This window comes from Streptomyces drozdowiczii (assembly GCF_026167665.1).
Taxonomy (GTDB): Bacteria; Actinomycetota; Actinomycetes; order Streptomycetales; family Streptomycetaceae; genus Streptomyces; species Streptomyces drozdowiczii_A.
This window is the reverse complement of record NZ_CP098740.1, coordinates 1597234-1619293: the sequence shown is the minus strand read 5'-3', so window position 1 is coordinate 1619293 and position 22060 is coordinate 1597234. Positions and strand designations below refer to the sequence as shown.

The window sequence follows — 22060 nt, the reverse complement described above, 5'->3', positions numbered from 1 at the left end:
GCTGCCGCATGCCAAGCATCGACGAGCGGGTGCACGGAGGCGGAAGTGGCTGTCCGAGGCAGCGGCCGCGGCCTTCCTGACGACACGACCCGATCAAGTTCAGTGGCACGCTCGTGGAGCCCTTACGTCATGCACCATCCGGAGTCGCAGTTTCCGTCCCCGAGGTCGTCGGCGGCTGGATTATGAATGGCGGTCCCCAGAGGGGCTCCATACCGTGTGAGGTAGACGTCATCACGACCCAGTGCGGCGCGACGAGAGTTGATGAACCTCTCCAGTTCCTCCGACTTGCTGAATAGCTCAGGCTCGGATTTTCGCTGCGTTCGCCATTCGTCGACGGTGTGAAATGGGCAGAAGAAGCACGAGCTCTTGGGAGGTATGGGGAGTCCGGCTTCTCTGATCAGCTGTATACAGTCTTCGCGACGCAGCCCGAGATCGAGCAGAGGGTAGGAGACCCTCCGATTGGGTTCGGACCGTCGTCTGTTCGCCCGGTGGATCTCGTCGACAGATATCCCGATGCCGACAGTGGCTGGCCTGTCTGCTGAGGCGCCATGCGCCTTGAGCCACTTGGAGATCACTTTGATCTTGAAGTCGGCCGTGCAGTTGCGGCGTCCAGGAGCTCCATTGGCCATCCGGACCGGGATCGGTATGGAGCGCGCGGCCGGCCTGTGCAGCACCTGCCAGAGCGTATCCGTGCGACCGTCTCGCCGCACCTTCTCCAGGATCTCCAGAGATATCCCGTGCTCCCGTGCGAAGGGTGAGGTAACCTCCCTGATGTATCGCAGAGTCCCTGGGTTCTCGCTGTCGTCCCCGACATTAGAGAACAGGAAGGTGGGGAAGTCGATTACTCCCTCTGCTGCAAGGGCAAGAAGCGCCGTGGACTGCACGCCACCGCCATACGATATAACCCTCAGTGCGCTCTGCGGCTCATGTTCGGCAATCGGGTCGAGGTCGTGCGTAGCGGAAAATTCGGTCAAGTCCAGCCCCTCCGTGGTCTCGGTCTACACAACCAAACCCACGTATGGGGGAGAAGTCAACGACAAGTTGTATGGAATTCTTGAGTTACTGGCGAGCTCGGGTATTTGGCAATTTCAAATCCCGCCTGGATGGGATGGATTTTTATTCAACCGGTAGAAATCCGCCGTGGTGTGGGTAGGTCACTGAGCGGGGCACGCCGGGCAGGAGACTGCCTGAGGAGTGAGGCGGCCGCGCCAAAGAGAAAGGGCCTTGCTGACGCCGGCGTAGACCGCAGTCAGCAAGGCCCCTCAACGTGCGAGAGCTCTACAGGTGGCACACGGCGCAGCCGGCCTCGTCGTCGTCCTCGTCGTGGGCATCCGCGAGTATCTCGAGCAGGGGGCGGTTCGGCTTCACGCGCTTGGCCGCGCGGTCGAGCGCCGCCTGGTGCTTGGCCTCGATCTCGTCACGACGGGCGATGAGTTCGTGCAGGGACTCGCCCTGCGACCAGGTGTATTCGCGGCCCTGCATAGCGGTACGCCGGTAGTTAACCTTCTCTTCGTACGCTATGGCCTTCTCGAAAAGCTCCGGGTGACGGTCTTTGAGCCCCACCCACTCGTGCTTACGCTGGAAGAAGCAGAAGTAGCAGCCCGAGCGTGTGCGCCACTCGTAGTACGCGGGCAGACCGATGCCAGCCTCGTCGAGGATGCGGTCGACGCCGGCTCGGTCGATGCCGTCTTCCCGGAAGGGGAAGACGGCGGTGATGTTCGGCTTGGTGCTGACGTAGCCGAGGCGATTCTCATCGGCGCGGATCGCGACGTAGGAGATCACCTCGTCGTCGCCGACCCACTCTTCCAGGGGCTTGAGCTTTAGGTTCTTGGTGCACCAGCGCATCTGTGGGCTGGGGAGCGTGCCCTGGTAGACCTCGAGCCAGTGGTCGAAGTCGCGGGTCGCGTTGAGACGCACGATCGGCTTGCCGACGGCGGCCTCAAGGCGGCTGAGGTACTCGTACGTCTCCGGCAGCTCGGCGCCGGTATCGCAGAAGAAGTACTCCATCTCCGGCACCCGGTCACGCATGTGGATCGCGAGAGCGGAGGAGTCCTTGCCTCCCGACAGGCCGAGGACGTGGCGCTTCTTCCCAGTCGTGCTATTGGTGTCGGTCACAGCGTCTCCTTCGTCGTCGGGGCCGCGTCGGCGTCCTGCACGGCCAGGCGCTCGGCCAGGGCGGCGAGAAGGATTCGTGCGCCGTCGGGACCCAGTGCTTCTTCAGCCTGCCTGATGACACTGACAACGAGCTCGTCGGCCACCTGACGGGACTGCTTGGGAACGTGGATGAGGGTGCGCTCTTCCGTCCCCTGCGGGGTGGTGAGAGTCAGCAGATGCGTGTCGATCTGCCGGGAGGCGCTCTCTTCCTTGGCTGCATCGGTGAGCGTGTGAGCTTCGTAGAGGTGGCTCACGCGGTCGAGTGCGCGGGCGACCTCCTTGACCTGCCGCGGGAAGGTAGCGGCGTCCTTGTCAGTCCAGTCTCCGAGGGCCCGGTTCGCCAGGCGGATGATGATCGGGTCGAGCCAGTCCTCGTCCGGCAGGCTCTCGTTGAGAACGCGGGAGACGAAGCCCTGCAGGTTGAGCTCGAGCGGCGCGTTGGCAAAACCGAGCAGCCGTTCGGTGAGGCCCGTGCGCAGGCTGGTGATCTCGGCAGGCAGGCGGAACTCGCGCCCGATCGTGGCCACAACCTCCTGGCGCAGGGCAGCGCTAGCACCGGTGAGATCGTCGAGTGCTGCAGTCAGGTCGGCGACGTACGCCTTGGCGGACTCGTCGTCGCGAGGGGCCGTGGCCCCGATCGGATCGAAGCCCAGTGCTGCGGGCAGGGAGGTGAAGACCAGCTCGTCGGGGTCGGTCGCCTGGGAGAGCACCTCGCGAATCGCGAGTGCCTCAGTGCTCAGCCGACGCGTTTTCTGGGCGTAGGGCTCCAGAACCATAACGCGCTCAAGCATGGCCCGAACTACCCCGAGCAGGGCGGGATTACGAGCAGCGCGAGACCGAGGGGTGTCGACGTTGAGCGCCTTGGCCAGGCTGTTGACGACGAGGAGGCGCTGTCCACGGCCGGTCGGTGCGGCCTTGACCGTGAAACGGTCCGGGTAGGGGACGTTGAGCCTCTCGACGATTTCCGGGGTCAGCCGCTGGCAGTAGTTGCCGTCCTCGAACAGGGCGATGTCCTGAGCCCGCAGGATGAGAGCGGTCACCACGAGGATGGGAACGACGCCAGCCTTGACGCCGTAGGGCGGCGCCATGAGCTGCTGGTAGATGTCGACGATCGGCGTGGCCTGCTTCGCGCCGGTCAGGACTTCCTCGAGGGCTTCCCAAGCCTTGACGATGCTCGGGTTCTTCTCAGGGTCGGGGCGCGACAGGCCGTGCGTGAGGATGCTGGTGGTGTCGGTTCCTGCCTCTGTCTCGCCGGCGGCACGGTGCAGCCCGAGGTACTCCAGGACGCCGTGGTACATGGCCCGCTCGGGGGTGTACTTCGTCCTGTCGTAGCCGAGCAGGGGGTTCCCAGAGCGCTGCAGCATTGAGGTGAGCAGTTCGCGACGGGCACGGGCGCCGTTACTCGTGAGCTGGTGGCGCCCGACCATCTCGTTGCGGATGTGCGGGGTGTGCGGGTAAACCCGGTCGCACGCTTGGGAAGCCAGGTTGGCGTAGCTGCGCGCCTCGACCGGCTCGCTGTCATCACCCTGGACCTCGGTCCCCTTGTGCCACAGGTACCAGTTGGACTGCGGGCTCAGGGGATTGAACGCCTCGTCCAAACGGGCGCCGATGGTCTGAGAGAGGTGCGCTGCGCGTTCCTCGATCTCGCGGGTGGCGACGTGGTCGATGGTGTCGTCGTCGAGGAGCTCCTCGAGAGCGACGAGGTCGATGCCAGCTTGCAGAACGGCTTCCGGGTTCTTCGTGGTGCCGATAAGCACAGGCAGCGGTGACTGCACCGCGGGCCGGGTCTCCAGCGGTCCAAGGTGGTAGACGATCAGGCCGTCCGCAGCATCCTGGACAACCTGAGGGCCCTTGAGCTTCTCGCTCTTGTGGCTGACCGCGGTGGAGAAATAGCGCAACATGCCGGTGCGCTGGCTGTGTCCGCCAGCAACGACCGCCGCAGGGAGCACAGTCCCGAGGTGCTTGCTGAAGTAGCTCATGACGTCGGCCGGGGCGATGCGCGTGGCCACCTCTCGAACCCGTGCATCGATGTCGACGTCTGTGCCCTGCCAGACCCGGTACTCGTGGCTGTAGGCACGGTGAACGAGGAAGCCATCCTCGACAAGCCTGTCCAACCGCTCCTGCAGAGCAGTGAAGCGATCCGGGTCGAGTGCGTCCGTCGGGTCATTCAGCGCGAACTGGATCATGGGCGGGGTAGCGCCCAACGCACCGTCGGCGTCCATGAGGTTGAGGATGCCGATCACCTTGAGGACGTCTTGGTCCTCCGTGGGCAATCCGTGGGCTTCATTGAGACGGTTGTCGACCTCGAGCCAGCGGCTGGCCTTAGTCGAGGCGAGGATGGTCGTACGGCCTGAGGCAAAGAAGTAGTCGTACAGCTGCGGCAGGCGAATGGTGCATGCCCGCTCAGGAGCCTCAGACGACAAGGTCTCCAGGGCTCGGCGGACCGTGTTCGGCTCATCGCTGGCCAAGAAGCCGGTGAGGCTGCGGTCGTGCTGGCCGATCTGCGCGGCGAGCAGAGGCGCGGCGACAGCGGTGAGCGGGTGCAGAGGGTAGAGGTCGGCGAACATCTCCGCGGAGATATCCACGACGGCGCGCAGGGCGTGCTGCTTCCAGGCGTATGCCGCTGCGTCGGCCTGCTGCCGGATGAGCTCGAGACCCGGCTCCGAGACGCCCGTCAAGTCGAGGCGCCGCCGCATCAGGTGGACTGCGTCGCCGAGGTTCGGAGCGAAGGTGATGTCTTCAAAGCGGCCCTGGACCTTGGCCCATTCCTGGGTCTGGATGGCGCTGGAACGGGCCGCGTAGTCAGTGAATGCAAGGTGCTGCAGCGTGAACATGAACAGCCGCATGCCCGAGGGGCCCGCGCCCGTCTCGGCCAGCATCTGCAGCAAGAACACGTCGCTCGCGGCGCTACCCGAGTCGCCGGCAGCGGCGGAGTACTCGAGGTTCTTGCCGAACTCGTCGATAATCAGGAGCAGGGGGTGCCGGTCACACAGGGCCGCGACGGCGTTGGTGATGCTCTCGTGGCTCGGGACCTTGCCTTCCGCGCAGGCGGCCAGCGCCTGGGCGATTTCCTTCGGAACCCGCTTCTTCCACTTGCGCTCGACCGCGGTCTGGAGAGCACGGTGCACGGTAGCGGCGAGAGGTTCGCGTCGAGCCGTGGCAACAGCGCCGAGGAAGCCTGCCTTGTCGCTGAGCTCATCGCGTACACGGGCGAGCCGAGCGGCCTGTCCAGGGTTGCTGGCCCTGACCGCAGCCTCGGCCTCGGCACGTCGGGTTTCGTCGTGGCCGAGGAAGGCGTCGAAGAGGTTCGAAAGGGTGGACTTGCCGGAACCGTACGGACCAGTGAACGACCAGGCGCGCGTGCGACGGAGATTGGCCACGGCGTTGGTGACGCGATCAAGTACGTCGAGCGCGCGGGCTCCCACGTACGGGTCGTTGAGGTGCTTCTCCTCGACATCGCGCTCAAGGTTGGTGGAGCGCAGCTCCGAGCCGACCAGGGAGATACCCGCGGGCAGCTGTACAGGAGCAACCTGCTGAGGGCGCTGAGTGGTCTTCGTTGCCATGGTTACGCGATCTCCTCGATCAGGTCCAGCGCCTCGACCTGCTGGGGCATCTTCTTACGCGTCCGCTTGGGAGCGTTGCCGTCAAGCGCGGGGTACTTCTTGGTCCATTCCTGGGGCGTGGGGAATCCCTCGCGCTCGCGCACGCGTCCGTAGTGTGCGTCGAGGATGTCCCAGGCAAGCGGCAGAGGAGCCTTGGAGAAGGCCAGGCTGCTCTGACCGAGCGCCGAGACGATCTGCAGGTCCGGGTGGTCGCTGACGAGAGATTCAATAGCCTTTGCCAGGTCCGGTTCCCGCATGCGGAATGCCCGGCCTGGAGATCCCGGGTCCTGCGCGAGTCGGGCCAGCGAGATGGATCCGGCGTTCGCCGAGGACCGCGCGGCGAAGTCCAGACAGGCGTACGCGAGAACGGGTGCCGGCAGGTTCGAACGCGATCCGTTCGTGAAGCGCCAGGCGCGCTCCTTGCCCTTGCCCTGGCCTTCCAGCAGGCCAAGTTCACGGAAGGGGGACATGAGAAGGTCCTCGAAGCTACCCGGCGACAGCGGGTTGAACTCCTGGTCCAGTGCGTACATCTTGATCATGCATTCCACATCTCGCGAGATGGACTCGCCAGCGGGCCAGTCCTTCTCCTCGAAGTTCTCGTGGACGTAGCGCGTGATGAAGCTGGTCATCTCCGCCGAGGTGACTCGGGAACGGGGTGCCAGGTTGAAGATCATGTACCAGCTCGGCGCCCAGCACTTGGCTTCAGTGTCATTCGACAGCAACCACCAGTGCAGCAGCCACAAGCTGCCCGTGTCCTCGAGGTAGGGGTCTGCTCCCTCTTCGTCGAGCAGCCACCGGGCCCGCCAGGTCGGAGATGCGATCAAGGCCCGGTAGGAGGGGTCCTCGTGCGGGTGCTCCTTGGTGAGTTTGAACGCCTTCGACCAGTGACGCATGGAATACACCATGTTCTTGCCCACGCCGAGCAGGACAGGAGCATCCTCGCGGTGGAAGATCTCACTGTCGTGCTTGACCTGCATATACGCCTTGTGTAGCCAGCCGAAACGCGGGGCAAATGTTTCGTGGCGCCCAAAGGAGAGCTCCACGGCTTCAGAGAGCCGGCTGTCTGACATGCGAGGGGGCCTTTCAAGAGCAAGATCGAGAGGGAACGTGTCTGCGTGGGGATAACGCCGGTCAGGGCTCGGTCGTCGCGGCCATGACCGACCGGACGTGTCTAACGGCGTCGATGGCCGCCGCCGCGGCCCGTTCGATGTCGCGTTCGGTGGTTGCGTGGCCGAGGGAGAAGCGGACAGTGGAGTCCGCGTCGTCACGGCTGTGCCCCATGGCGAGAAGGACGTGACTGGGGCTAGGAGCTCCTGACGAGCATGCGCTCCCGTCGGACGCGGCCACCTGCGGCATGGCCGCGAGGACTGCGTCGGCAGGCAGGCCAGGGAACGTAATGCTGGTTACTCCCGGAAGGCGAGGAACGCGGGCTCCGTTGATCCAGCAGTCGCCGATCTCGGCGGTCAGAGCGGCTTCTAGGGCGTCGCGCAATGCGCTGACCCTGGCCACCTCATCGGCGAGATGTAGGCCAGCGGCTTGAGCAGCAGCCCCTAGCCCCGTGATTCCAGCCACATTGAGCGTGCCGGCCCGCCACCCACGCTCGTGCCCGCCGCCGACGAGTAGTGGACGGTGCGGCTGGGGCGTTCCGCGACGCACGAAGAGGGCACCGACACCTTGCGGGCCGCCGAACTTATGGGCTGAGAGGGAGAGCAGGTCGACATCGAGCTCCCCAAGGTCGAGCGGGAGGCGTCCAACGAACTGTGTAGCGTCGGTATGGACCAGAGCGCCGACCTCGTGAGCGGCCTTACAGACCGGGGCCAGGTCGGTCAGCACCCCGGTCTCGTTGTTCGCCAGCATGAGGGAGACGAGCGCCACCCGCTGGTTGTCGAGCGCCGCACCCAGAGGCTCAAGGTCGACCGTGCCGTCCCTGTCGACCGGAAGAATGAGCAGGGAGCCGGGCTGCTCTGATGTGACGGTACGGGCTGTCTCAACCACGGCCAGGTGCTCAGCAGCAGTGGTCACCAGCAAGCCGCCGCGGGCGTAGCCGGCCCGCAGAGCGAGGTTGTTTGCTTCTGTAGCACCAGACGTAAAGATGATCTCGCCTGGGGTGCAATGCAGCAGGTCAGCAAGGCTGCGGCGGGCTGCATCGACCCGGGTGGCCGCGTCGCGGCCGGGGTGGTGCATGCTTGACGCATTGCCGACGCTTCGCAGTGCGCTGAGCGTCGCCTCGAGGGCCTCTGGCCGTAGGGGAGCGCTGGCGTTGTAGTCGAGGTACACCACGTCTGCGTCCTGCAGGTCCCCTGCCATGTTCTGCCCCCATTTGCCGCTGTACACCTCGGGCACTCCTGGCGGCTCAGTTCGGGCCGCGCTCATCTTCCGCCAGGAGTGCACTGAGATCCTATCTAACGCCCCGAGGGTGCGGAGACCGCTTGAGGGGATAAGGGTCGGCTGAGGCTGGCGTGAACGCCTGCGGTTTGACGGCGACAGAGACGCCTGACCTGCGCTTTCCAGGGTCACGCGGTCTCTGAGACAGTCACTCATTGCCGCAAGAAAGTTGCACTCCTGGCGGATGGCTAGCGCTCGTGTCGGTCGTCCACCAGGAGCGGCGTGGTGGCTCGCAGGATGCCACAAGGAATCTCCGCCAGCCTCCCTACCGTACCCGAATGTGTATTCGATTTAGTGGATAACAGCTCGGGTGTGTGCCTCTTGGTCGATCAAGCCGAGAGTCTCATCGTTGTGCGAGGCGGAGCGGTGGCCGGGTCTGGAGGGTGGTCCTCGCCCACTGCTGCCCCGCCTTGCCGGTGGGGGCGACCGGGGCGTCACGGTAGAGGCGGCGTGGCGTGAATCTGCTGTCCTGAAGGTAGCAATATCTGTCATCCCCTGATGGCTTGTCGGTGGCACCTGACAAACTGACGATCACCACTACGACGCCATGGGGGGCTCGTCAGGCATGACCAGTTCAAGCATCTCGGGTACGGACGCACTCACTCGGGTCGTTCAGAGGTACCGGGAGGATGACAGCCCCGCCCTGCAGATCGAGGTGGGTCTGCTCCGGATGCTGGACGCGACGAACTCTGAGCAACTCGCCTCTGACTTGCGAGAGTTTGCAAGCCCCTGGGAGATCCACCAGGCGACGGAGGAGCTGTCGCCGGCCCTGCCCGACGATCCTGGGCTCTACATGTTCGTTTGGCGGCCGCCGTTCCAGTTCCACGTTGGCACGATGCCCACGCACGGCAGCTTCCCGCAATTGCTGTATATCGGGCAAGCAGGTGCATCGAACAACGATCGTGGCAACACGATCCGGCTGCGGTACAAGGACTACCGACGCCACCTGCGGGGCAATCCGGAGGATCTTTGGACCCAGGCCGAGCCCGAGAACCGCAACCAGCGTCTCACCCGGTATCTCTCGCTGCGGCCACTGGAGTTCTGGTGCGCCACGGTTCCCGAGCGCAGCCGGATCGAGGGCTGGAGAAGAGGCTGATTCGCTTGTACAACCCCCGCTCAACGACCGCGGCCGGCCGAAGCTTCGAGCCCGTCTCGGTAGTCCCCGTTCCGCCTGGTCAGCCTGATCACCGCACAGTAGGAAGAGAAAACGATGCCCTCCAAGACGTGGGTTCCTGCCTTCGAAGCGAAGGTTGGGAACTGGACGTACTACTCCTGCCTCATGAGCTACGCGGCAGTGGCGCGAGAGATCAACTTCGCTCATGACCTGGGTGGGAACCAGGACCTGGGCACGATGATCCAGCGCGGTGTAGGCGCTCGCACCACCGAGATCACGAACTACCTGCTCACGAACGAGAACCGGTTCCTGGGTGCCATCATCGTTGCAGCGTGGGGGGTGCGCCCGAGTACATCCCACTGGAAATGGAGAAGACGGCTGAGAACAGCGACGTGCTGTCCGGCATGGATGGCAACTTCGGCGTCCTCACCTTCGACGGCACCCACCAGTTCTTCGCCCTTGACGGTCAGCACCGGCTGAAGGCGATCAAGGATGCCGTGAAGCGCAATCCTGAGCTCGGCCGAGAAGACATCAGCGTCATCGTCGTGCCCCACTTCGACAACGAAGAAGGTCGGAGGCGCACGCGTCGCCTCTTCACCAACATCAACCGCAATGCGGTCAAGACGACAGCGCAGGAGAACATCGCGCTGGATGAGGACGACGGCTTCGCGATCCTGACCCGCCGGCTTCTCGACGATCACGAGTTCCTGCGGCAGGACGGCGTGGTTCAGGTCTTCAGCAAGGTCGGCGCAGACGGAGAGTTGAAGCTCGCCACCCGCCAAGTGGGAGTAACCGGTACCGCTTGGACGACGATCGGTGTGCTGTACGACCTGCTCACCGATCTCGGGTTCGGACTCCACGACAGTATGAGCAAGACGTCGCAGCGGGCGGCAGACGACGTCCTCGATGAGAGCTATGACGATCTGGCCGTGCGCATCGACGAGCTACTCAAGGCGTGCGGCAACATGCGTGAACGCTACGAGGCACAGTCGGCGCCCAAGGAGCTGCGTGCCCCGAAGGGCCGCGACGGCGAAGGTCATCCGTTCATGAGGCCTGCTGTGCAGGTACAGGTTGCGCGTGCTGCCCGGCACATCATTGACCAGGGGCTCCTTGACTGGCCGCGCCTGCTGGAGCGACTGTCCGAGCTGGAATGGCGAATGTCTGCACCACCGTTCAGCGCTGTCTGGCAGGAAACGCCTGACAGTGCCAGTCGCAAGGGCAAGATGATCGCCGCCAAGGACAACAACACTGCCCTGTTTGAGCTCTTGCTGGCTCATCTGGCGCCCAACTCCAGGGCGCAGATCGACCGAGCGATGAGGACGTACCGAACCGTGAAGAACGAGCGATACCCGATTGCCGCGGACGAGCTCGCCAAGAATCTGCCGTCGGTTGACGCCCCCTGAATGTTGGGACGCGTCGTCCTGAGGCGGGGCAATGTGATCGTTGCCCCGCCTCAGGGAGTTGAGTGTCTCGATGTGCCGTCGCCTGAAGGTCAACTTCGCTGCACGAAGAGCAGATCAGTGTGTCTCGTCTGACGTTGCAAGTGCAGGCTTCTCGAAGAAGAGGTTGCTCCACGTGACGTCCGGACGCCCGAGCGAGTCGGCCTGGGTACTCTCGTGAATTAGGCTGAGCCCTCGAGCGGCGGCGAGAGATACAGTCTCCGTCGCAGATACTGGGAACATTCCTCGGCCAGCCGGCACCGGTCCGATGCGCAGTACCACACCGAGGTGGCCGCCTTCACTTAGCAGTTCTTGGATTCTGCTCATTGCGCGATCTCGCTCGCCCTCGTGAAGGAACATCCACACGGCCGTAAGCATGATCAGTTGGAAAGGCCGATTCAGGCGAGCCAGGGTGTCTAGCTCAGGCAGTTTGTCGTTCACCCACTGGATTCTGTGACCGGCATGGACGCGCTGCCCAATGCCTCGGAACTCATCCGAGGGCTCTACCGCAACCACTGTGTGTCCCCGGGCCGACAGGGCGGCTGCATCTCTCCCAGTACCGGCTCCGATCTCCAAGACTCTCGCTGGCTCTACCGGAATCAGGTGGAGCACTTGGCGGTGCACCTCATCGAAGGTGACCTGCTCGTACAGGCTGGCCAATCCCTCGGTCCCGGCGCGCAGCGCTCGGAGCTGCGCTTCATTTCGCCCGACTCCACCGTGCACTTCCAGTACTCCTTCCGGCTGCCTGCCGTCTCCCGTTTGATCGACATCCTTCACGCCTCTCGGCCGCGGTGAAACTAGGGACGCGCCATCGATGGGCCCGCCGCGTCCACCGCAACATAGGCGTCGACTGCGGCGACCTGGGTGACGTCAAGGAGGGGGTGTGGCGTCATGCGTGTGATCGTGCCAAGGCCGGCCCGATCCTGTGGCAAGTTTCCCGCTCGAGGCACCAATCACCACCCCGCTCGGAAGGTTCACCCTTGGCAGACGGAGAAGAGCCGCGAAGGACTGGAATGCTCGCCGGGACGATGTCAACGTACAACGTCCCCGAAAACCACAGGTCAGCAAGGCCCCGGTGCTCTACACGGCTGTCGGGCTCGCTGCCCCCTCGATTGCGCCAGCGCTTCAGGAGATCCTCTGCCCAAGCCCGTTCTCGTCTCTCTGCGCCTGACGGCTCCCCTTCTGATCACCCTCAGCGCTGTGGGCAGGCGGTGCGCGCCCGCCCCTGACCAAGGCGGCATCACCGCCCCGGCTCGCCCCTGTGTCTGTGCGACTGGCTTCTTCGCCGACGACCTTCTCCAAGATGACTACGCCAGCATCGAGTGGTCCTCGCCCGCGTGGCCGCGAGCCCGTGCGTGAGTGCCGGACAGGGTGCTCGCGCGGCGGGCTCGGAGAAGGTAGTCACCCGAAACCTCGACCATCTTGTCAGCGACGGGATTGTGGTTTCTGAAGACGAGCCCAATGGCGATCGCTGCGGTCACTGGTTGGGCACCTGACCCCTCTGGACGGCGCCGCGTGGCGGCATACATATAACCGACGATCCCCGGTTAGCCAAACCGGGGGTTCTCCAGACCATTGACGTAGTTCGCGCCGACTCCTTGGCTGTGGCGTGGTGCGGGCTTCCTTGTCCATATTCGCTGCGGCCCGAACCGTGCCCTGCGCAGTCACTGCGTAGGCGTCGTCGGAAGCCCAGGGCGAAGTGAAAGCCCCGACCATGTGCGAAAAACCTGCTCTCTGCCCCCCCCACGTTGCCCAGATTCTCGACATCAGCCGGAGGTCTGTCTACCGGTACATCTCCTCGGGTGAGCTGTCGGTTGTGGACCTGCGCACTGGCAACGAGCGCTCGCGTGTCCGCATCCCGAGCAGGGACGTGCATGAACTGGTCCGGCGGCGCACTGCCGCCTCCCTCTGGCGCTGAGCTGAGCCCGACCCATACGTGTTGTGGCGAGGTCCGTCGTCATGCCCAAGACAATCGGAAAGGGAATATGCCGTACCTGTGCAAACTGGCCTCCGGAAATTGGCAGGCCACTGTCAGAAACCATACTGGCGAGCGGTTCACTGAGACGTTTCCCCTTCGGTCGCAGGCCCGCGAGTGGGGCCTGGACCAGGAAGCGAAACTCCGCCGGAATGCGTATCAGGATCCGCAGGCCGGGAAGATCAAGTTTGGGGAGTGGTACGACCGCTGGTGGGAAGCCCGCGTCGTGGAACCCCATACGCAGCGAGGGGACGCTTCGTGTATACGTACCCATATCTCTCCGTACTGGTCTGATTGGGAAGTGCGCGCGATCTCCCGCCTGGACGCGCAGTCCTGGGTCCGGAAGCTGGTCGTGGACAAGAAGGGGGCCTCGGCGATCCGGCGGGCCTACAACCTGATGTCCTCCATCATGCGAGCGGCGGTCGACGAGAATCTCATTTCCGTGACGCCTTGCAGGCGCATCGACCTGCCCCGGGAGGCGGTAAAGCCGCCGCAGTGGTTCACCGTCGAGGAGGCCCAAGCCATCCTCGATGAGCTCGAAGAGCCGTGGCAGACGATGGCGCTGCTCGCCTTCTACACCGGCCTGCGGTGGGGAGAGCTGGCCGGCCTCCACGGGCACCGCATCGACTGGCGGCGGGGCCGGCTGTTCGTCGTGGAGGTCAACACGAAGTCAGGGATCAAGGAGTACCCGAAGAGCTCGAAGAGCCGCCGCGAGGTCCCGATCCCCGAGCACGTTCTCGACGCCCCTGCCCGCCACATGCGCGGGCGCGACCGCGCGGGAGTTGTCTTCACCACTGTCACCAAGGGCCGGTCCGGTCGGTTGCTCGACGACGGCAACTGGCGGACCCAGACATGGTGGCCCGCGGTCAAGCGCGCGCACTACACAGAACCTGACGGGACGAACCGGCCGGTTCCGCACTACCCGCCGCACTCCATGCGTCACACCTGTGCGTCCTGGCTGGTTCAGAAGGGGGTGTCACTGTACGAGGTGCAGCACCTGCTCGGGCACGAGAGCTACCAGACCACGCAGCGGTACGCGCACCTCGCCCCCGATGCTCACCAAGCGGTCCTCGGAGCGTGGCAGCGGCTGGACTCCCAACTGATCGTTCCAGAGGGGGCCAACTCGAGCCCGGCCACGGATGCTCGCCGTCGGTGACGGTAGGCAACGCCCGTCCGCCTCGCACGTAGCGTTTCCCCGGCGCCGCCGGCCACAGTGTTTCGCAGGCGGCATAGAGCCGGTTGTGACATGCCGAGGGTGACTTCCGTGCCGGGGATGCGGGCGGTGAGGAAGCTCTCCAGGCCCACCTCCTGTGCTGTGTCGTCGGAGGGGGATCCACTTCGTTCCCGGAGGGCATCGCGCCGGTCGCGGGTCGCCTGGTCGCCTTCCATGAGGGTGAGCAGGCCCGACTCTCGACGGCGCTCTGCGCGTTCCCGGGCGACGGGCACAAGGCGCAGCAGCGTGAACGAGGCCATCTCCCCGGCGCACAGGGCCAGGAAGGGGAGCATCTGGGAGCGGGCGACGTCCAGCAGGGTGGCTCCGCTCTCGTCCTCGTCGAGCTCGCCTCCGCGGATTGCGGCCCCCTGGGGAGGGGGCCGCGCTGGTCGGTTCGCCGGAGGGGGTGTCGGACTTGCCGGGGCGGTGTTCATGGCGGATCGTGACGAACAGGTCGTTCTTCGGGCTCGCGTGGCGCCTGAGGCCCGTTCCGCACAGGACCAAGCGGTGGTCCAGTCCGTGAGGGTGGACCACGGTGCAGCCGGCTTCCAGCTGCTCCCAGCCGCGATCGAGCCGGCCGGGCCGTATGTCGCTGGCCTTGGCCTCGATCAGCCAGTAGCAGCTCTCGGCTTGGTGTTGCCGACCCCACAGGTCGGGCCGCGGGTTCTTCTGGCCCTTGACCGGCTTCGTCTTCTGTGCGGTGTCCGTGATCCCCTGAAGCCACTTGTTTTCGATGTGCCAGGTCTGGCTCAGGCCCATGAGGGAACGGCAAGCCCATTCGGCCATGGTCATGCCCATCCGGTAGCTGAACGCCCCGCGGGCACTGGACTCCGTGCCCTGTTGCAGGACGATGTTCGCGGTCAGGCGGCGGCTGACGTTGGAGTCGTGGAGGTGAGGCCTGTCATGGAGGTCCATGTAGGTGTCCATCGGCGCTATTCGGGCCGCGATCTCCCGCGCGGCGTAGTGCGGGCGGTCCAACCAGGGAGGGAGATCGTCCTGGCGCCATTCGCCTTGGTCCGACCACCCGGGCCGTTACGGAAGAGGATCGGGATGTCGATGGCGTCGGCCTAGGCCGTTTCTTTCGGATCACCTCGCCGACCAGATGAAGATGGCGGCGAGGTGCAGTCCGGCCAGGTAGATGGTTGCGGTCCTGTCGTACCGAGTGGCCAAACCGCGCCATTGCTTGAGCTTGTTGATGCACCGCTCGACGGTGTTGCGCTGCTTGTAGGTCTCGCGGTCGAAGGCCGGGGGACGGCCGCCGAGCCGACCGCGCCGCTTGCGGTTGGCTGCCTGGTCCGCCGGCTGCGGGATCACCGTCCGGATCTTCCGCTGTCGAAGATGGAGGCGGATCGCCCGGGACGAATACGCCTTGTCGGCCAGGACCATGTCCGGCGTGACCCTGGGGCGGCCGATTCGTCTGGGCACCCGTAACCGGGCCATGACCTGCTCGAAGACGGGTGCGTCACCTGCCTGGCCCGGCGTGATGACGAACGCCAGCGGTCGGCAAACGCCATCTGCGACCAGGTGGATCTTCGTGGTCAGTCCACCCCGGGATCGACCGAGGGCATGGTCTGCCGGCTCGCCGGCCGGGCCCCCTTTTGACGGGGCCCGGCGGCGTGCTGGTGGGCACGGACGACGGTCGAGTCGACCGCGACGACCCAGTCCAGGTCACCTTCGGCATCAGCCTGGGCCAGCAGGGCAGTGAAGACTTTCTCCCAGGTGCCGTCGATGGCCCACTTCCGCAGTCGGTTGTGGGCGCCCTTCCACGACCCGAACCGCTCGGGCAGGTCCATCCACGGTGTCCCGGTGCGGTACTTGAACGCGATCGCGTCGATCACCTGCCGGTGATCCCGCCACCGCCCACCCCGCCTCGGCGTCCGATCCGGCAGCAACGGCTCGATGCGTGCCCACTGGGCGTCAGTCAACGACACACCAGACCAACGATCAGATGATCTGAAAGAAACGGCCTAGGGCAGGGGCGGCTGGCTACTGAGGTACAGGCATACAACACGTTGAGTGAAGCCCTCGGAGAACAGGGCTGTGTGATGGTTTGGTCAACGACATACACGCAGGGGCCCTCGGTGTTCGGCCGAGGGCCCCTGTATTTAATGCCGCCATGTCCGGCACCGCAACTCCGGAGTCTTTCAGCAAACGAGTCAGATTTGCATCCGGGTCAGACTCGCCACATTCCGAGCCGCATTACTCAAGGGATCAGTTGTTCCATGGGATCCCCACACCTTCGGAAGGTGTTCGCGCTGCTGCTCCAGATATTCGCGAGCGGCAGGCGATCCGTCCCGAGCGGCCGAGCGAACGAACTCCATCCGCGCGCTACGCCATGCCGACTCCCAGAAGATCCACTCATCTTGCGGGACATCGCTGACCGCGATGACGGCCAACATGATCCGCCGCGTCAGAGGAGTTCTCCGGGTGACAAAATTATGAAAGCTGGCACGGCTGATCGGGTGAGCGAGCACTCCCTGCTCGGCGAGGTGCTTTGCCTTCTGCTCGGCTTTTCGGTACGTGAGCCCCGATAGTGCATACACCGACACAAGCGCGTTCCAAAGGTCGGTTGGTGTCACCACCATGTCCGGCCTCTTTGGCTTCTCTTCCCTCAGCATGCGCCTGATTCTCAGTTCTCTCAAACACTGCCAGTGTAATCGTCTACCTATATTCAGGTCAGCCCCACAGGCCATCGCATACCTCTCCACCAAGTTGAGTGATGGAAGCTCCGTGCCATTGGCTGCTCTGCTGAGAGTGGACTTATTGCACTCGATGCGCTCGGCTAGTTGTGCGTAGGTCATTCCCGTTCGCTTCCGCTGCTCTCGCAGCCAACTAGCTAGTTCCACAAGGGGAGAGGGCTCCCTCGGCAACGCCCTGGGTTTACGTCCCATTTGACGTCACACTCGGAGTCGGTGAGCAATCGGGTTGAGGCCGCGGACGGTGAACAGCGTGGAGATCAAGGCGACTCCGCCGATGACCTGCAACGCATCCGGCACCGCGTGCCCAAGGGCTACTAGGACCGTAGCCAGAGTCATGGCCACGATTACTACGACGACGACCTGCGTACTCGGGAACGCGGGTGCCTCAGCAGCTCCGTGGACGACGCAGTCCAAACGGGACGGCCGATTCACTGACATGACAGTTCTTCCCTTCCGCCACAGCTCGATGACCTGTGGGCTGTTCTTGCAGCCGCGTCCGATTGCGGCGCCGGGGCCTATATTCCGCACGCTTGTGGCCTCGGCGCCACACTCATTGTTGTGCAGATGTCTAGCACCTGGACCGCAACAATCCCTCTTGGCTGCGCGGGGAGTTCGTCTTGCTGAGAGAAGAAACAGCAGGTGAGAGCGTTCGGTAGGGAAAGGCAGGGATGCCGCCCTCCCTGAACTGTCAAGGGAGCTGTCGTGGTGTACATCACTTGCTTGGCCTTGCTCATGCTACCTTCGCGATCTCGCAGTTCTGACTGCTGCACCGAACCGGCACCGCCACCGGCGAGGTGGATCTTGCAGGTCAGGCCCCGGCGCGGGCCCCTGACCGTTTGACTGGCGTGCAGCGGGCGCGGGTTGAGTCGCTGTCGTCGGACCAGACGTCGAAGCGGGGTGGGCGGTGGCGGGAGCAGCACAGGCAGGTGATTGACGCGATAGCGTTCAAGTGCCGCATCAGGACGCGTGGATGGCCCCTGGGGAGGTTCAGTTCCTGGAAGGGCGCCCACAGCAGGCTGTGGATGTGTCCGATCGACGGTGCGTGGGAACGTGTCTTCGCCGCCCTGCTCGCCCGGGCGGATGCAGAGGACGACCTGGACTGGGTCGGTGCGGTCGACTACGCGACCGTCCGTTCCCGCCAGCACGCAGCTGGCGGCCACTCAGAGGCCCGGCCGGTGCGCCGCCCGCCCGCCCCTTTGGCCGGTGCCGCTGCGGTGATCGTTCCAGAGGGGGCCACGCCGAACCCGACCACGGATACTCGCGTCGGTGACGGTAGGTAACCCTCGCCCACCTCGCCCATCGCGTTTCCCCGGCGCCGCCGGCCACACTCCTTTCCGTGTGTGGCCGGCGGCGCCGTACACGTTTCCGCTACCCTGGCCAAAACACCCCTGGAGGGCGGCGCAGCTAGCGTGGCGCTAGCCCGTGGCGCACGCCGACGCTGGTGACGCTCGTTTGACGCACGGCCCCTCGGGGAGCATAGGAAAACAGGCTCTGACCTGCTGCTTTGTTCATCACCCCAGGGGTCCACATCTTCCCGATGACGCATCATGTGGAGTGCGTGGCGATTCTGGAGCCGGCCGAGAAGGGCCGCTGACCCGCCGTTTCGTCGAGTACGGCTTGAGGAGGCCCCTTCCTTGCCGCTTCTTGGTGACGCCGTGCTCGATATCGCCTGATGTGAGGCTCAGTAGGAACGGGATCCGTAAGGGCTCCAGTGGCCGAGGAAGCGCTTGAGGTCGTCACCGCTCGGCTTGGGTGGGGAGGGCAGCTTCGGTGCTGCGGCGGACTCGGTGAGGTGCTGGAGCGGGCGACCGCGAAGGCGAGCCACGCCTCGATCTCTGTCCTTTCCTGTTCGGGTGGCAGCTATGTGGCGTGGTCGCGTACCGCCGTGACGTCATCGGTCGGCGCTTGGTCCGGTGCCAGGCGTCTGTTTGTGAGCAACTCGGGTGCGGCGCGACGCGCTCGTGTCCGCCTTGCAGGCCGACATGGACGGCCGTGGCGGGCGGAGCGGCCGCGGTCGTCGTCGCAGAGCCGCTCCATGATCAGCACCCGGCCGCCGGGCAGGCAGCCTCCTACGCCGTGCGCGGCAGAGCCGCGCAGGTCTCGTCGTCCAGTCGGACAGGATGTAGCCGTAGGCGAAGCAGTCGCCGGTCGGCAGCGGGTCGCGGAAGAAGTCGTCGGCCGCGAAGCCCAGCCGGTCTCCGAGCTCGTGCTCGGTGGCCCGCATGGCCAGGTGCGGACCGACTTGGGGAAGGCCGAACTCGGTCGCGCGCAGTCGTGGGTAGGCGTGCAGGGCGGCCACAGAGAACGGTCCGCTCGCTCCGCCCACGTCGAGCAGTTGCCGGGAGCCGCTCAAGTCGGCCAGGGCAGCGAGTTCGTGTGACGCGTGGTAGCTGAGGTCCCGCATCGCGTTCAGGAATCGGCCCACCGACTTGCCGTCGTGATAGATGGCCTCGAATGGAGTCGGCTTGTCCCGGTCACTCTCGGCCTTGCCCGTGTCCAGGTAGCCGCTCAGCCGTCCGAACTGCTCGGCGGTGTCGCCGAGCAGGTGCTCGACGAATCCCATCAGGGAGCGGGGATCCTCACGGTCGAGTACGGCCGCAGTGCCGAATCCGCGGTCGGGGACATCAGCGTCCGTACGGCCGTCCTCAAGAAGGGCTCAGTCCTCAACGGGCCGCCCGTGTACGGGCACGGCTGGTCCGCCGCGGCGCTGGCTCCGTTCACGCTGCGCTCGGGCACCCGGCCGCAAGCTGCCCACGATGTCGTACTCGGCAGCGACCTCACCCAGCGGGCCGGGCTCGCACGAGGAGACACGGTGACGCTGGTGATCGGTTCGAAGCCGACGTCGTTCCGGGTCAGTGGTGTTGCCGAGCCCGATTCCTCGCTCGACCGGCAGTCCGCGGTCTTCTTCACGGACGATCAGGCGGCGCGGCTCTACGGCACGTCCGGAAAGATCGACGCGGTCGGTGTGCTGGTCTCGAAGGGGACCAGGGCGGACGGTCTCGCCGACCGGATCCAGAAGGCCGTTCCCGGCGTGGTCACGTATACCGGCGACGACCGCAGCGACGTCGAGACGCTCGACGTCGGGCAGATGCAGGCGTTCGTGTCGAGGTGGCCAGCGCGTTCGGCGCCACCATGATCCTGCTCGAGATCATCGTGGTCTCCGGCACGCTGGCTCGGTCGGTGCAGCAGCGCCGCCGAGAGTTGGCTCTGCTGCGGGCTGTCGGTGCCACCCCTCGGCAGGTGCTGCGCATGATCGGCGGCGAGGCCGTGCTCGTCGGCGGAATCGGGCTGTGCTCGGCGCCGTCCCCGGCGTCCTGCTCGCCATGCTGCTGCACACCGTGTTCACGGCCGGGGGCGCGCTTCCGTCCGGCTTCTCGCTGGTGATCACGCCGCTGCCCGTGCTGGCCGCCCTGCTGATCTGCATCCTCGCTGCCCGGATCGGCGGCTGGCTCGCGGCCTGGCGCGCTGCGAAGGTCAGTGCCGTCGAGGCGCTCGGCGACGTGGCGGTGGAGCCCAAGAAGCTCGGCTGGGTCCGGCTCTCGCTCGGTGCGCTGCTCGTGCCCGGGGGCCTGACCGCCCCGATCGTGCTGCCGATCGCGCTGCCCGGTGAGTCGGACATCGACGGCGCCGCCAGCACAGCGCTCGTTCTGGTGATGGCTGTCGGCCTGCTCGGACCCAAACTGTTCGGCGGTGTCGCGACGCTGCTCGACCGTCGTCCGGGTGACGCCAACCGATTCCTCGCCATCTCCAACTCGCGGGCCCGATCCCGTCGGCTCAGTGCCGCCACAACCCCGCTGATCATGGGTGTGACGATGGCATCCGCGCAGTTCTTCAGCGGCACGACGCTCGCTGCGGCCGCGCACGACCAGGCCGCCGACGGCGTGCAAGCCGACCATGTGGTGACCTCGGACAGTGCGGGGATCTCACCTGGCCTGGCAGACGATCTCCGCCGCGTCCCCGGCGTCCGCACGGTCAGCCCGGTCGCCCGGACCTCGACGATCCTCACCTGGCCCGATGGCGACAGCATCCAGTACCGGATTACCACGGCGCAGGGCGTCGACCCCGCCGCCTTACCGGACACCATGGACCTGGACCGGCTCCGCGGTGATCTGCGCGGTCTCAACGGATCCACGATTGCACTCAGCCGCCTAGTCGCTGGCACGATCGGCGTCGACGTGGGCGGTCGTCGATATGCACCTCGGCGACGGAACCGTTGAGAAGGCCGAGGTGGTCGCGGTCTACGAGAACGGGCTCGGCTTCGGCGACGTCACGCTGCCTCACGACGTGGTCACCGCGCACACCACCGACCACCTCGATCAGTGGCTGCTGGTGAACTCCGACCGGGAGACGGATTTGGACGCGGCGCTGAAGCCGTACCCGACGTTGCACATGCGCGACGCCGGGGCTGTCACTGCCGCACCGGCCGACGACGCGAGCGGCGGGGGGATCAGTCTCGTACTCAACGTCGTACTGCTCGGCCACCCGCCATCGCCGTCGTCAACACGCAGGTCATGGCCACCATCTCACGACGCCGCGAGTTCGCCCTGCTGCGCTTTGTCGGCACCCGCACCGGCCAGGTCCGGTCGATGATGCGTAAGGAGGCGGGCATCATCGTGCTCTGCGCGGTCGTCGTCGGTACGATTGCCGCGCTGCCGTCGCTGATCGGCATGAGCTACGCGATCCGCCACTCGGTGTTTCCCTCCATCCCGCCCCTGATGTACCTCGGCATCGTGACCGCCGCCGCTGCGATCGCCTGGCCCGCCGTGATGCTGCCGGCCCGGCTGGTACTGCGGCCCCCTGCCGTGGAGGCGATCGCGGGGCCCGTGACATACGACCGCCATCACAGGTGAGGTGTGGCTTCGGCCACGCCTCACCTGCTTCAGGACGTGGAGCCGGGACGCCCTCGCAGGCCGAGCCCGACCGTCCATAGAACCGCGCGCAACGCGTGCCTCCAGAGAGGGGTCGAGCATGCCCCACAGTTTTGACAACGCACCCGCCGATCCAGAGAACCGGGCCATCCCGCAACTCATCGCCGCGCGCCAGGCAGGAACCCGACGCGCTAGCGGTCGTCGACGCCGACAAGGCCCTCATGTACCGGGAGTTGGATGAGCGCGCCAACTTCCTGGCCCACCTCCTTGTCACCGCTGGGTGGGCGCAGAGTCGCGGGTCGGCATACTCACGGGCCGCTCGGGCCACACGTCCGAGCCCGTCGTCGCCCTGCTCGCCGTGCTCAAGGCGGGCGGGGTTTATGTGCCGCTGCATGACTGCGGCGAGTGTGACAGAGCACCGTGAGCGAGGCTCGTCGGGTCCGTTTCGCTCTCGTGCGCTCGATGAGGAGGCGGTGCCGGCCATTGCCTGAGAAGGCAGTGCCTATCGCCTCGACGCGCGGCTGGTATCGAGTTCTCAAGTACCGGTATGCGTTCTGCCTTCGGCCTGCTGCACGTCTGAAGGAGGTCGGAGGTCCGGTGAGCAGTACTCG

Annotated in this window: 16 protein-coding genes and 2 pseudogenes; 8 read left to right on the top strand and 10 right to left on the bottom strand. The window is 65.5% G+C overall.

Translation table 11 applies throughout. The features are described 5' to 3' along the window. Positions 1 to 122: 122 nt before the first annotated feature. From NEH16_RS07080 to NEH16_RS07060, 5 genes are all read right to left on the bottom strand, one after another. Positions 123 to 974: a phosphoadenosine phosphosulfate reductase gene (locus NEH16_RS07080; protein WP_265540192.1), complete on the bottom strand. Its 852-nt coding sequence runs from the start codon at positions 972 to 974 to the stop codon at positions 123 to 125. A 304-nt stretch (positions 975 to 1278) separates the two neighbouring features. After that, positions 1279 to 2115, bottom strand: a complete 837-nt coding sequence (locus tag NEH16_RS07075; protein ID WP_265540190.1) for a phosphoadenosine phosphosulfate reductase family protein — start codon at positions 2113 to 2115, stop codon at positions 1279 to 1281. Next, positions 2112 to 5717 (bottom strand): ATP-binding protein, encoded by a 3606-nt coding sequence (locus NEH16_RS07070; protein ID WP_265540188.1) that lies wholly within the window; start codon positions 5715 to 5717, stop codon positions 2112 to 2114. Before NEH16_RS07070 ends, NEH16_RS07075 begins: the two co-directional genes overlap by 4 nt. A 2-nt stretch (positions 5718 to 5719) precedes the next feature. Further along, positions 5720 to 6826, bottom strand: coding sequence for a DUF4007 family protein (locus NEH16_RS07065; protein ID WP_265540186.1), 1107 nt, complete (start codon positions 6824 to 6826; stop codon positions 5720 to 5722). A 61-nt stretch (positions 6827 to 6887) separates the two neighbouring features. After that, complete coding sequence (locus NEH16_RS07060; protein WP_265540184.1) at positions 6888 to 8090, bottom strand: cysteine desulfurase family protein; 1203 nt, start codon at positions 8088 to 8090, stop codon at positions 6888 to 6890. A 616-nt stretch (positions 8091 to 8706) separates the two neighbouring features. Here NEH16_RS07060 and NEH16_RS07055 point away from each other — a divergent pair. After that, on the top strand, positions 8707 to 9237 hold the full coding sequence (locus tag NEH16_RS07055; RefSeq protein WP_265540183.1) for a hypothetical protein: 531 nt from the start codon (positions 8707 to 8709) through the stop codon (positions 9235 to 9237). 383 nt (positions 9238 to 9620) lie between these two features. Then, complete coding sequence (locus NEH16_RS07050; protein WP_265540181.1) at positions 9621 to 10658, top strand: DNA sulfur modification protein DndB; 1038 nt, start codon at positions 9621 to 9623, stop codon at positions 10656 to 10658. Positions 10659 to 10772: 114 nt separating this feature from the next. Here the strand turns inward: NEH16_RS07050 and NEH16_RS07045 are convergent, their stop codons facing one another. Then, on the bottom strand, positions 10773 to 11270 hold the full coding sequence (locus NEH16_RS07045; RefSeq protein ID WP_265547094.1) for a class I SAM-dependent methyltransferase: 498 nt from the start codon (positions 11268 to 11270) through the stop codon (positions 10773 to 10775). 1138 nt (positions 11271 to 12408) lie between these two features. Here NEH16_RS07045 and NEH16_RS07040 point away from each other — a divergent pair. Next, on the top strand, positions 12409 to 12612 hold the full coding sequence (locus NEH16_RS07040) for a helix-turn-helix domain-containing protein (protein WP_265547093.1): 204 nt from the start codon (positions 12409 to 12411) through the stop codon (positions 12610 to 12612). 181 nt (positions 12613 to 12793) lie between these two features. Beyond that, positions 12794 to 13825 (top strand): tyrosine-type recombinase/integrase, encoded by a 1032-nt coding sequence (locus NEH16_RS07035; protein ID WP_265547091.1) that lies wholly within the window; start codon positions 12794 to 12796, stop codon positions 13823 to 13825. A gap of 1143 nt (positions 13826 to 14968) precedes the next feature. On the opposite strand, the pseudogene NEH16_RS07030 reads toward NEH16_RS07035, so the two are convergent. The 4 genes and pseudogenes from NEH16_RS07030 to NEH16_RS07020 form a co-directional block, all read right to left on the bottom strand. Continuing rightward, positions 14969 to 15813: pseudogene (locus tag NEH16_RS07030) on the bottom strand (IS5 family transposase). A gap of 225 nt (positions 15814 to 16038) precedes the next feature. Next, positions 16039 to 16500 (bottom strand): hypothetical protein, encoded by a 462-nt coding sequence (locus NEH16_RS07025; RefSeq protein WP_265540179.1) that lies wholly within the window; start codon positions 16498 to 16500, stop codon positions 16039 to 16041. Between the two features lie 66 nt (positions 16501 to 16566). Continuing rightward, positions 16567 to 16773 (bottom strand): annotated as a pseudogene (locus NEH16_RS33840) (helix-turn-helix domain-containing protein); the annotation flags it as partial. 1699 nt (positions 16774 to 18472) lie between these two features. Then, on the bottom strand, positions 18473 to 19144 hold the full coding sequence (locus tag NEH16_RS07020) for a methyltransferase (protein ID WP_265540178.1): 672 nt from the start codon (positions 19142 to 19144) through the stop codon (positions 18473 to 18475). On the opposite strand from NEH16_RS07020, the gene NEH16_RS07015 reads away from it, so the two are divergent. The 4 genes from NEH16_RS07015 (at position 19127) to NEH16_RS07005 (ending at position 21431) form a co-directional block, all read left to right on the top strand. Beyond that, on the top strand, positions 19127 to 19717 hold the full coding sequence (locus tag NEH16_RS07015) for an ABC transporter permease (RefSeq protein WP_265540176.1): 591 nt from the start codon (positions 19127 to 19129) through the stop codon (positions 19715 to 19717). The two genes, NEH16_RS07020 and NEH16_RS07015, sit on opposite strands and share 18 nt — an antisense overlap. Continuing rightward, positions 19714 to 19965 carry an ABC transporter permease gene (locus tag NEH16_RS33645; RefSeq protein ID WP_308286025.1) on the top strand — a complete coding sequence of 84 codons (252 nt, stop codon included), beginning with the start codon at positions 19714 to 19716 and terminating at the stop codon, positions 19963 to 19965. The genes NEH16_RS07015 and NEH16_RS33645 overlap by 4 nt, the downstream gene beginning before the upstream one ends. Continuing rightward, complete coding sequence (locus NEH16_RS07010) at positions 19872 to 20798, top strand: ABC transporter permease (RefSeq protein WP_265540174.1); 927 nt, start codon at positions 19872 to 19874, stop codon at positions 20796 to 20798. Before NEH16_RS33645 ends, NEH16_RS07010 begins: the two co-directional genes overlap by 94 nt. 294 nt (positions 20799 to 21092) lie before the next feature. Beyond that, positions 21093 to 21431, top strand: a complete 339-nt coding sequence (locus NEH16_RS07005; protein WP_265540172.1) for an FtsX-like permease family protein — start codon at positions 21093 to 21095, stop codon at positions 21429 to 21431. Positions 21432 to 22060 lie beyond the last annotated feature (629 nt).

Coding starts and splice junctions, on each gene's coding strand:
- NEH16_RS07005 (WP_265540172.1), top strand. CDS start 21,093: ATGGCCACCATCTCACGACGCCGCGAGTTCGCCCTGCTGCGCTTTGTC.
- NEH16_RS07065 (WP_265540186.1), bottom strand. CDS start 6,826: ATGTCAGACAGCCGGCTCTCTGAAGCCGTGGAGCTCTCCTTTGGGCGC.
- NEH16_RS07040 (WP_265547093.1), top strand. CDS start 12,409: ATGTGCGAAAAACCTGCTCTCTGCCCCCCCCACGTTGCCCAGATTCTC.
- NEH16_RS07025 (WP_265540179.1), bottom strand. CDS start 16,500: ATGCTGAGGGAAGAGAAGCCAAAGAGGCCGGACATGGTGGTGACACCA.
- NEH16_RS07020 (WP_265540178.1), bottom strand. CDS start 19,144: ATGGGATTCGTCGAGCACCTGCTCGGCGACACCGCCGAGCAGTTCGGA.
- NEH16_RS07055 (WP_265540183.1), top strand. CDS start 8,707: ATGACCAGTTCAAGCATCTCGGGTACGGACGCACTCACTCGGGTCGTT.
- NEH16_RS07050 (WP_265540181.1), top strand. CDS start 9,621: ATGGAGAAGACGGCTGAGAACAGCGACGTGCTGTCCGGCATGGATGGC.
- NEH16_RS33645 (WP_308286025.1), top strand. CDS start 19,714: ATGATCCTGCTCGAGATCATCGTGGTCTCCGGCACGCTGGCTCGGTCG.
- NEH16_RS07070 (WP_265540188.1), bottom strand. CDS start 5,717: ATGGCAACGAAGACCACTCAGCGCCCTCAGCAGGTTGCTCCTGTACAG.